This window comes from Okeania sp. SIO3I5 (assembly GCF_010672085.1).
Taxonomy (GTDB): Bacteria; Cyanobacteriota; Cyanobacteriia; order Cyanobacteriales; family Microcoleaceae; genus Trichodesmium.
In genome coordinates, this window is sequence record NZ_JAAHHT010000539.1 from 1 (window position 1) to 1188 (window position 1188).

The following is a 1188-nucleotide window of genomic DNA, read 5'->3' on the forward strand; positions in this document are numbered from 1 at the left end:
AGCAACAATTTGTTGAAATTCTCCGTAAATTTCCCGGCGTTTATTTTCATCTACTGTCTGATATCCAGCAATAAATAAACGGTCAATTTCTTTTTCCCAATCAGAAACTTGCCAATTTTTCATTGGTAGTTCGCCTGGTTTATAACCTAAATTAAACTGATGAAATGAACCATTACTTGACCAAAATAGGGAAAGTAAATTTGGTTCAAAGTCAGCACCAAGAATATTAAAACCTCCCTGGTAACATTCCCAATCTCGAAATAATAATAGCTTGGGCAAAACTGTATTTGAATTGAGGACTTGTCAATTAGTTTTAATGCCAATTTTGCTTAAATCTTCTTTGACTTTAACTGCTATATCTATGGGTACTTTTTGCTCAGATATTACTAAAATTGTCAATTATACTTGGTTACCATCTTCATCGTTATCAAAACAACTTCTGACTTATGAATTCGTTAATTTTCCTGAATCTTCAACTCATTAATATTCCAAAAAGCTCCACCAATAGCAGAAAATTTTAAATTATCAATATGATTACGAACTGCTTCGAGAGAAAGAGGATTTACTAAAAAAAATACAGGCAATTGTTCAGCAACAATTTGCTGAAATTCTCCGTAAATTTCCCGGCGTTTATTTTCATCTACTGTCTGATATCCAGCAATAAATAAACGGTCAATTTCTTTTTCCCAATCAGAAACTTGCCAATTTTTCATTGGTGGTTCCCCTGGTTTATAACCTAAATTAAACTGATGAAATGAACCATTACTTAACCAAAATAGGGAAAGTAAATTGGGTTCAAATTCTGCACCAGGAACACCAAAAGATCCGACATAACATTCCCAATCTCGAAATAATAATAGCTTGGGCAAAACTGTATTTGAATTGAGGACTTGTCAATTAGTTTTAATGCCAATTTTGCTTAAATCTTCTTTGACTTTAACTGCTATATCTATGGGTACTTTTTGCTCAGATATTACTAAAATTGTCAATTAGACTTGGTTACCATCTTCATCGTTATCAAAACAACTTCTGACTTATGAATTCGTTAATTTTCCTGAATCTTCAATTCCTCAATATTCCAAAAAGCTCCACCAATAGCAGAAAATTTTAAATTATCAATATGATTACGAACTGCTTCGAGAGAAAGAGGATTTACTAAAAAAAATATAGGCAATTGTTCAGCAACAA

1 protein-coding gene and 1 pseudogene are annotated in these 1188 nt (G+C 32.1%); both read right to left on the minus strand.

Going from position 1 to position 1188, the window contains the following annotated elements; translation table 11 throughout:
- A pseudogene (locus F6K40_RS40365) lies at window positions 1-279 on the minus strand (ABC transporter substrate-binding protein); the annotation flags it as partial.
- 176 nt (window positions 280-455) lie between these two features.
- Window positions 456-869 carry a periplasmic substrate-binding domain-containing protein gene (locus tag F6K40_RS40370; RefSeq protein ID WP_293146016.1) on the minus strand — a complete coding sequence of 138 codons (414 nt, stop codon included), beginning with the start codon at window positions 867-869 and terminating at the stop codon, window positions 456-458.
- Between the last annotated feature and the right edge of the window lie 319 nt (window positions 870-1188).